Raw genomic sequence first — 9,623 nt, 5'->3', positions numbered from 1 at the left:
GACCTTTTTATTTCTTCCAGGATTACAGTTCTTTCCAGTTCCAGTTCATCTTTAGAGAAATTAGCCCGCTGGTTTGCAAGATCAGCCATTATTCTTAAGGCATTATAAAACCCGTCTGTAGATATATCGATATAAAAATACGTGAACTCTTTAGAGGTTGCTGCATTTATATAGCCGCCGTAGGATTCGACAATGCGTGAAATTTCCCCGACAGGAAAATTTACAGTGCCCTTAAAAAGCATATGTTCTAAACAATGAGACACTCCGTTGTTCCGTGTGTTTTCATCAATTGACCCGGCACGCACCCATAGCTGTACGGAAACTAGCGGAGTTTTGTGGTCCTCCTTAATGAAAACGTTTAAACCATTTTTAAAAACAGTTTTTTTAAACCCGGATAAGGGAGAAAATCCGGACAATCCTAAAATTGATAGTAAGCTCATCATAGCGATAGTTCCTCTCAAGTATTTTATTTTCACCTGAAACACCTCTCTTTCAGGTGTCCCAATGCTAGATTCTGACTGATAAGTTCAAGGTGAACTTGGGAAGAATCTATAGGGACTGAATAAGTAGTTTTCATTTCATTTATCTTCTTTTTTTAAGCACTTTTATAAGTTCGTGATAATTCAGTGTGTTTATTACATCTTTTTTTTCAAGCCAACCGCGCTGGGCGACAAAAACACCCTGAGGGATATATTCCATATGGTCCAAACGGTGGGCATCCGAACCAATGGTCATCTTTATGCCCATTTCTTTTGCTTTTTTGCAATAAATGTCTGTAAGGTCCAAGCGTTCGGGAAATGCGTTTATTTCAAGAAATACACCGAATTTTTTTGCGCCTTCAAGCACTCTTTCCATGCTTATGGAATAGGAATCTCTTTTGCGTATAATTCGTCCTGTGGGATGTGATAAAGCATTTACGTATTTATTTTCAAAAGCGCGGAGAATTCTGCCGGTAATTTGTTCTTCGGTCTCTTTAAAGCCCGTATGAATTGAAGCAGTAATAAAATCCAGTTCTTTAAGCACTTCATCCGGATAATCCAGCTTTCCGTCAGTAAGGATATCCACTTCCGAGCCGCACAGAATATGCACATCACCGTATTTTGCGTTATAATTGTGAATTTCATCATTTCTTTTCCTGAGGTCTTTTACTGAAGCCCCATTTGCAATTTTTAAACTTTGAGAATGATCGCAGATTATTATCCATTCCCACCCCAATTCAATGGCTTTTTCAGCAACCTGTTCTACGGTATTTGCGCCGTCGCTGTAATTTGTGTGCAGGTGTATATCCCCCAGAATATCCTTTTCGCGGATAAGCCCAGGGATAGAATTTGTTTTCGCCGCTTCAATTTCCCCCCGGTTCTCCCTTATTTCCGGAGGTATATACTGCAGCCCGACTGAATTATAAACTTCGGTCTCAGTTTTACCGGCTATAAGTTCGTTGGAAGTATTTTTCTTTTTTACTTTATATACGCCGTATTCGTTAATAGTTAAATCCTTCTTGGAAGCAAGTTCCCTGAGGGCGACATTATGTTCTTTGGAGCCCGTAAAATACTGCAGGGCCGCGCCGTAACTTTCCGGCGCAACAACTCTGAGGTCTATCTGGATATTCTCGTCGGTATAAATACTGGCCTTTGTTTCCCCGCTGGAAATTATTCTGTCAACTTCGGGCAGGTGCGTAAATTTTTCAATTATCAGGCTGTTATTGTTATTTTCTACGGTGCACAAAATATCAATATCTCCGACGGTTTCCAGCTTTCTTCTTAAAGAACCCGCGTAACTGATATTACGGACTTCTTTGATTTTTTTTAACTGGCTGATTATATTTTCTGAAAGCGCAAGAGCGTCATGCAAAAGTATTCTGCCTCTTGTCTTTTGTTTTAATGCAATACCCTGCAAAATATTGGCCTGAGTTTTTTCAGCAAAACCGGGCAAATCTTTCAATTTGCCTTCCTCGGCAGCTTTTTTTAACTTGTCAATGTCGGAAATATGCAGTTTATCAAATACTATTTTAGCTTTTTTCGGGCCCAGGCCGGGAATCTGCATGATTTGTATTAACCCTTTGGGAGACAGTTTTTTAAGGTCTTCGAAGTATTCGATCTTCCCGGTATTAAGGTATTCTGTTATCTTTTCAGCTATGCTCTCGCCTATTCTGGGAACTTCCCTTAGTTTTCCCCTGGCGGAAAGAGCATCAATGTCGTCAGTTAAAGATTCTACGGCCTGCGCTGCCCTTTCGTAGGCCCTTATGCGGAAAGGATTATGCTCGGTGAGGCTTAATAATTCGGAAATTTCGTAAAGTAATTTTGCTACTTCATTGTTTCTCATTTTACCGCGATTCCGGCGTAGCCAACAACGGCATCCATGTCGCCGCTGACATCGCCGCTTGTTGAGTATTGGATAAGCCTTGCAGATTTTGCGCCAAGTTTTTTACTGGCGATGATTACAGCAGTTGCGGGCAGGATACCGCACATGGAAATTCCATTTTGTTTGACTGTGCTATACAAACCGGCGGCGTCAAGCTGGAGTATTTTATCAATAGCTAATGAATCCATTTTTTTGGCATACTGCTGGGGTTCATAATGGGTCATATCTGTTGACGCAATAATCATAGTTTTATAATTTGTTTTTTTTATGGATTCAGCCACTGCATTAGCAATATCCTGGGCAACTTCAAATTCGTCCGACATAAGGACAATGGGTACAATTTTTACTTTTGGGTTAAAATATTGAATAAAAGGTATTTGGACTTCGATACAATGTTCGCGCATATGCGCTTGTGTATCAGTTTTCAAAAATTCCGAAAACTGCATTATGCTTTTTGAAAGAGCCGAATCTATTTCAACATCTCCAAGAGGCATTTTCCAGGCACCTTCAGAAAAAATGCTTGCCGGCGCGCCATTACCGGTATGGTTTGGCCCGATTATTATATAGGTTTCTGCAGTATTTATTCCGGAATAAACCTTCCCGGCGACCTTGCCTGAGTACATCCAGCCGGCATGAGGGCAAATACAGGAAATAGCGTCAGTTTTTTGTGTTTTGAGATCCAAATACTCTTCAATCTCTGTTTTTGTTTTTGGATACCAGGTACCTGCAAAAAGCGCGTTGCGAATCATGATGGTATTATACAAGTTTTTAGTTATATTTCAAACAGGGCGCGATGGAACTTGTCAGTGAACTCTAATTCTTGTACAATGTTAGCCATAGGGCTACCTCCTTAAGTTATTTTGATGATAACCTTTAGGAGTTTAGCCCTTTTCATTTTTTATGTCAAACTGAAATTACACACTATATGATACAATACCGGTACTGATGTCCCTCTTTACTCCCGCCTATATTTATTGTAAAATTAGCCACATCATGAAACTCTTAAAAATAGACTATTTTAAGCCCGAAAAAGAAAAGATTGCGCTGGCCGCTGAAACTATAAAAAAAGGCGGGACGGTTATATTTCCAACAGAAACGGTTTACGGTATTGGTGTTGATGCTTTAAACCCTGAAGCAGTAAAAAAAGTATTTGAATTAAAAGGAAGGCCGCAAAACAACCCTCTTACTATTCACATAGCCAATAAACAGGATATAATCAAAATAGCCTGGAATATCCCGGATTATATCTTTAAAATCATCAATAAATTCATGCCCGGCCCTTTGACAATAGTGCTATTAAAAAATAAAGATGTTAGCGACCTGGTCACCGCCGGCAGACAAACCGTAGGCATCAGAATGCCGGATCACCCGGTCGCTTTTGAATTTATAAAGGAATCCGGCTCATTGATAGCCGCGCCTAGCGCGAACTTTTCAGGCAAAAAAAGCCCGCAAAGTATCCAGGAAATCCCAAAAAAATTGCTTGAAAAAGCGGATATCGTTCTTGATAGCGGCCCTGCCTTGACAGGAATGCCCTCAACTGTGGTTGATTTTACTGTTTCCCCGCCAAAAATACTCCGCCAAGGAGCGATAACTATGGAAGATTTAAAACGCATTATTTGAACTACCCCTGTAATTTTAGTATAATACCACACTATGAAACGAACACATTATTGCGGTGAACCTAATCTTGAACATCTTGGAAATAAAGTAACTCTATGCGGCTGGGTGCACTCCAGGAGAGACCACGGCGGAGTAATATTTGTTGATTTGCGCGACCGGGAAGGTGTGGTACAGTTGGTTTTTAATCCTGAATCTTCAAAACTATTCCAACAGGCAGAACAACTTCATGCTGAATATGTATTGATGATAACGGGCCTTGTCCAAAAAAGGCCTAAAGGCACAATCAACCCCAAACTGCCTACCGGTGAAATAGAAATCATCGTTGAAACCCTTGAAATATTAAACACTTGCGAAACTCTGCCTTTTGAAATATCCGAATTCTCAAATGCCGGCGAAGAATTGCGCCTGAAATACAGGTACTTGGACTTGCGCAGGCCTCAGGTAAAAGAAAACATCCTTTTCAGGAACAAATTGACTTCTGCCCTAAGAAAACACCTGTCTCATGAGGGTTTCACCGATATCGAAACCCCATTTTTAACAAAATCCACACCTGAAGGCGCAAGAGATTTCCTTGTTCCATCGCGTTTGAACCCGGGCACCTTTTATGCTCTACCCCAGTCACCACAATTATTCAAGCAATTGCTGATGGTTTCCGGTTTTGACAAATATTACCAGATAGTCAGGTGCTTCCGGGATGAAGACCTGCGCGCAGACAGACAGCCGGAATTTACCCAGGTTGATATTGAAATGAGTTTCGTTGAACCCGACGACGTAATGACGATGACCGAGAAACTTCTCTGTGCGGCTTTAAAAGAAGCCACCGGTATTGAAATAAAAACACCTTTTAAAAGAATGGACTATGCTGAAGCCCTTTCCAGATATGGCTCTGACAAACCGGATTTAAGGTTCGGCCTGGAATTGGTTGATATATCGGATATCGTAAAAACCGCAAAATTTAAAGTTTTTTCTGATACGGTTGCTAACAAGGGAATTGTCTGCGGCATCTGCTGTAAAGATGACAAAGAGAAATTTTCACGCCAGAAACTTCTTTCCATGACAGAAATTGTAGCGCCCTTCGGCGCAAAAGGCCTTGCCTGGATTAAGATAACGACTGACGGGTTTGATTCTCCCATAGCGAAATTTTTCACGCCTGAAGAATTAGCAAAAATAAAACAACAGTTCGGAGCACAGCCCGGAACTATCATATTCTTTGTTGCGGATAAGCCAAATGTAACCTATAATTCACTCGGCTGTCTAAGAAACTATCTTGGCAAGGAATTGAATTTAATTGACACTTCTGCCGGGAAACTTGAATTTTTATGGGTTGTTAATTTTCCCCTGCTTGAATGGAACGCTGAAAATAAACGGTGGGTAAGCATGCACCACCCGTTTACTATGCCCAATATAAAAGATATTTCAGAAATTGGCCAGGCCACAGCCGGCATTAAAGCGCTGGCCTACGATATTGTATTAAACGGCACAGAACTCGGCGGCGGAAGCATACGTATTCATAAAAAAGAACTCCAGGAAAAAATATTCAAGCTGCTGGGAATAGCCGACGAAGAAGCAAAAGACAGGTTCGGTTTTCTTGTGGAAGCGTTCAAATTCGGAGCGCCCCCGCACGGCGGTATAGCGCTGGGTTTAGACAGGTTTGTAGCCCTGCTAAAAGGCGAAGAATCTATCCGGGATGTTATCGCATTCCCTAAAACCCAAAAAGGAATCTGCCCGCTTACGGGCGGCCCTGATACTGTAGAAGACAAACAATTGAAGGAGTTAAATATAAAATCAACTTATGTCGAAAAAGAAACTATTTCTAAGTAATTATACGCAAGCCATCAGCATCCTGGGCGAAAGCGACAGGAATATAAAGGATATTGAAAACGAACACAATGTAAAGGTTCTTTCTTTTGAAGATCCTAAAACGAACAAATACGTTATTGAGGTTTCAGGAAAAAAAACAAAAGTGGACAATGCATTCGAGAGCCTGCTTGATTTGAAAAACAAAACAATGCCGACTAATCCGGAAAAACCAGGCCCGGCAAATTCATGCCCTGAGCCCGGCCAGAGCGCTGTTTATAATACCTTTTCCGGCAAGCAGATTCGCTCGTTATCAGCAAATCAAAAAGCTTATATAGACGCTATAAATAAATACGACCTGGTGTTCGGCATCGGTCCCGCAGGCACCGGAAAAACTTTCCTTGCTGTGGCTGCGGCTTTGACCATGCTTGAAAGCGGCAAAGTCAGCAAGATTGTTATCACCAGGCCGGTTGTTGAATCCGGTGAAAAACTGGGCTTTCTTCCGGGCGACCTTTATGAAAAAATTAACCCTTATTTGCGGCCTCTTTATGACGCTTTTTACAGCATGATAGGCCCGGAGAGATTCCGCAGGTACAGGGATGATGATACTATTGAAATCGTTCCGCTGGCTTATATGAGAGGAAGGACGCTTGAAAATGCGTTCATAATTCTCGACGAAGCCCAGAACACAGTCCCGGAACAGATGAAAATGTTTTTAACGCGCCTCGGCTTTAATTCCCAGGCAGTAATCACCGGAGATGTGACCCAGATAGACCTGGAAAACAAAAAACAGTCCGGGCTGGTTTTAAGCGAAAAAATATTAAACAAAATCGAAGCGATAAAATTCATACATTTCACCGATAAAGATGTCGTCAGGCACAAACTAGTGAAAGAAATAATAAAAGCTTACGAAATTTGGGAGAACCGGAAAGACAAATGACACTAAGAGAGGCGGCAAGAAAATTCCTTTTAAGGCTTTTAATCTGGACGGAAAAAAATTCAAAACCCGTGCTAAGGGACAATCTTCAATTCTGGCAGAGACAAATACATATACATCCTGTAATAATCATCGGGGTTAATGCGCTTCTTATTTTTTCAGCACTTGTTATTGAAATCGGCCCCACACCTACAAAGCTTTTCGGGCTTTTGCTTTTTGTTTTGCTTTCTTTTACTTTATTCATTGTATTCCTTAAGAGAAACTTGCAGGATTTAGCCAGGGACAATGATGCGATGATGCTCCTGGGTATTTTAACCTCATTGTCGGTCCTGTTGATTGAAACTATAAAACCTTTTGGCTCGCTTTCGCCGCTGCTTGTGCCCATAGCGGGTGTTATACTTCTGGCATCGCTGTTGCTTGGAAATAAAGCGGGCATGCTTCTTGCCATTGCTATTCCTTTTATGTGCGGGATTCTTTACGATTTTAAGCTTGAATATTTGTTTTACCATATCATGGGTTCTCTCTTAGCTTTAAATTTGTCTACAAAAATAAAACACAGGCAGGACATCACCCGGGTTGGCACAAAAATAATGGCCATTAACGTTATTTCTGTAATAACCCTCACGCTTCTGGGGCCTCTCCCTGCTGGCCAATTAGTCACAAATATTTTATGGGCCTGCGCCAACGGTATTGCAAGCATAATATTTGTGTTCGGGCTCCTGTCGCCGCTTGAAACATTTTTTTCACGTATTACTAATATTAAACTGATAGAGCTGGCGGATTTCAACCAGCCTTTGTTGAAAAGGTTAATGATGGAAGCGCCCGGAACTTATCACCATTCGCTGATGGTGGCATCCGTCGCAGAACAGGCGGCCGAAGTCATAGGCGCCAACGCATTGCTCGCAAGAGTAGGCGCGATTTATCACGACATCGGAAAGATTGCCAAACCGGAATACTTTATTGAAAACCAGCTCGCCAGCGATAATCCCCACGATGCTATTCCGCCTTCCATGTCGGGACTGGTTGTTATAACGCACGTCAAAGAAGGCGTAACTTACGCGGAACAGCAAAATTTAGACAAACCTATAGTTGATTTAATTAAAGAACACCACGGCACCTCACTCATATACATGTTTTACCAGAAAGCGCTTCAAGGCGGAGATGATGCCGAGGAAAGCAGGTTCCGCTATCCCGGCCCAAAACCTAAAACAAAGGAATCCGCCATACTTATGCTCGCAGATTCCTGTGAAGCAGCATTGCGCCTGCTTGAAACGCCTTCTTCAAACAGAATAAAGGAAACCGTTGAAAAAATCATAAATAATAAATTCACCGACGGTCAGCTGGATGAAGCGCCGATAACCCTTTCAGACCTGCACATGATTGCAGGAAGCATGATAACAACCCTTACCAGCATACATCACACAAGGACGGAATATGAAAGATCAAAACAGAAAGACAACAATACGGATCCACAATCTTAATGTTAAAATAGATCTGCCGGAAAATATTGAAAACGACATCAGGACCGTAGCTAAAGCCACTTTTGACCAGGAAAAATTCTTCGGTTCCTACCAGCTGTCAATCGTGCTTACGTCGGATGAAGAGATAAAAGAAATGAACCTGCGGTATTTGCAAAAAGACCGCACCACTGACGTAATGTGCTTCCCCTACGCAACCGGCAAGCAGGTGCAATCCGACATATTTATTTCAGTGGATTCCGCCCAGGCCCAGGCCGAACAATACAACCATACCTTTAAACAGGAAATACTTTTTCTTGTCATTCACGGTATACTTCACCTGATCGGATGGAACGACGATTCCGACGGCAGAAGAAACCAGATGTGGGGCCGGCAGGAACAAATCCTGAAATCGGTATGCTAATTTTTTTCAGCCTTATCCTGATTTTATTCCTGTTATTTTTGTCATTCTTTTTCTCTGGTGCGGAAGCCGCGCTTTCCTCCCTGTCAAAATATAAAATAAGAAAAATTACCGCGCTTCAAAAACCTCTTCGCAAAATCTTTTCCAAATGGCTTCAGTACCCGCAGGATTTTTTGACCACCATTCTTGTGGGCAACGCCGTCTCCAACATTTTGGTAAGTTCTATTGCCACTTTCATTGCAATACAAATTTTCGATAAATTTCTATCAAGAGAAATAATTGAATTTGCCGCCTGGCTTTTTATTACCGCTTTTATAATTACCTTTTGTGACATTGTGCCGAAAATGTACGGTAAAAGCAACCCGGAAAGAATGTCCCTGCTGGTTATAACACCTATCGGTTTTATCAATAAAATAATTTACCCCCTGATTAAGCCCTTTATATGGTTTGCCGGAGGCGTATTGGGCATAAAATCCGCAAGGCCTGTCAGCAAAATTAACTCGATAACCGCTGAAGAAGTCAGAAATATAGTTTTAGATTCCGGCAGACGGGGCATATTGGGAAAAGAAACCACAAAAATGCTGGAAGGAATGCTGAAACTTTCAAAAATCAGGGTCAGTGAAATCATGGTACCTATAGACAAGGTGGAAAGCGTAAACATTGACAACTCTTCGGAAAAAATCATGGACGACCTGCTTGAAACCGGCCGCAGCCGCGTCCCTGTTTATTCAGGTTCCAGAAACAGAATAATCGGAATCGTCCTGCTGAAAGACCTGGTTAATACAGGTCAAAATGAATCAATAGAATTTTCAAAATCGCTTATCAGGCCCGCGCATTTTGTTACCGCGGATGAAAAGGTAAGTAAACTGCTTTCTGAATTCCGCAAAGGCACTTCGCATTGCGCTATTGTCATAGATTATAAAAACGATGTGAAAGGATTCCTGACGCTTGAAGATGTGTTGGAAGAAATAGTAGGAGAAATTATTGACGAATACGAATTGGCCTACGGCCAGTCCCGTTGAAAACTAAA

The 9,623-nt window shown here is 41.7% G+C and carries 9 protein-coding genes; 6 read left to right on the top strand and 3 right to left on the bottom strand.

The genetic code is table 11. The features are described 5' to 3' along the window. From KKH91_04865 to amrB, 3 genes are all read right to left on the bottom strand, one after another. Positions 1 to 476 (bottom strand): insulinase family protein (locus KKH91_04865; protein ID MBU0952140.1); only part of this gene is annotated, 476 nt, incomplete at its 3' end. Positions 477 to 582: 106 nt separating this feature from the next. Next, a complete protein-coding gene (gene polX / locus KKH91_04860; protein MBU0952139.1) occupies positions 583 to 2,322 on the bottom strand; it encodes a DNA polymerase/3'-5' exonuclease PolX in 1,740 nt (579 codons plus the stop codon). Then, positions 2,319 to 3,110 carry an AmmeMemoRadiSam system protein B gene (amrB, locus tag KKH91_04855; protein ID MBU0952138.1) on the bottom strand — a complete coding sequence of 264 codons (792 nt, stop codon included), beginning with the start codon at positions 3,108 to 3,110 and terminating at the stop codon, positions 2,319 to 2,321. The genes polX and amrB overlap by 4 nt, the downstream gene beginning before the upstream one ends. A gap of 244 nt (positions 3,111 to 3,354) precedes the next feature. Between amrB and KKH91_04850 the strand changes: the two genes are divergently transcribed. Genes KKH91_04850 through KKH91_04825 form a run of 6 tightly spaced genes read left to right on the top strand, consistent with a single transcriptional unit; the run spans position 3,355 to position 9,615 of the window. Continuing rightward, on the top strand, positions 3,355 to 3,981 hold the full coding sequence (locus KKH91_04850) for a threonylcarbamoyl-AMP synthase (GenBank protein MBU0952137.1): 627 nt from the start codon (positions 3,355 to 3,357) through the stop codon (positions 3,979 to 3,981). Between the two features lie 33 nt (positions 3,982 to 4,014). Further along, on the top strand, positions 4,015 to 5,802 hold the full coding sequence (gene aspS / locus KKH91_04845) for an aspartate--tRNA ligase (protein MBU0952136.1): 1,788 nt from the start codon (positions 4,015 to 4,017) through the stop codon (positions 5,800 to 5,802). Continuing rightward, complete coding sequence (locus KKH91_04840) at positions 5,774 to 6,718, top strand: PhoH family protein (GenBank protein MBU0952135.1); 945 nt, start codon at positions 5,774 to 5,776, stop codon at positions 6,716 to 6,718. The genes aspS and KKH91_04840 overlap by 29 nt, the downstream gene beginning before the upstream one ends. Beyond that, a complete protein-coding gene (locus KKH91_04835; GenBank protein ID MBU0952134.1) occupies positions 6,715 to 8,196 on the top strand; it encodes an HDIG domain-containing protein in 1,482 nt (493 codons plus the stop codon). Before KKH91_04840 ends, KKH91_04835 begins: the two co-directional genes overlap by 4 nt. After that, positions 8,150 to 8,596, top strand: coding sequence for an rRNA maturation RNase YbeY (gene ybeY, locus KKH91_04830; protein MBU0952133.1), 447 nt, complete (start codon positions 8,150 to 8,152; stop codon positions 8,594 to 8,596). The genes KKH91_04835 and ybeY overlap by 47 nt, the downstream gene beginning before the upstream one ends. Then, complete coding sequence (locus KKH91_04825; GenBank protein MBU0952132.1) at positions 8,521 to 9,615, top strand: hemolysin family protein; 1,095 nt, start codon at positions 8,521 to 8,523, stop codon at positions 9,613 to 9,615. The genes ybeY and KKH91_04825 overlap by 76 nt, the downstream gene beginning before the upstream one ends. The last annotated feature ends 8 nt before the right edge of the window (positions 9,616 to 9,623 follow it).

It is taken from the genome of Elusimicrobiota bacterium (genome assembly GCA_018816525.1).
Taxonomy (GTDB): domain Bacteria; phylum Elusimicrobiota; class Endomicrobiia; order CG1-02-37-114; family XYA2-FULL-39-19; genus OXYB2-FULL-48-7.
This window is presented reverse-complemented; position numbering and strand designations above follow the sequence as displayed.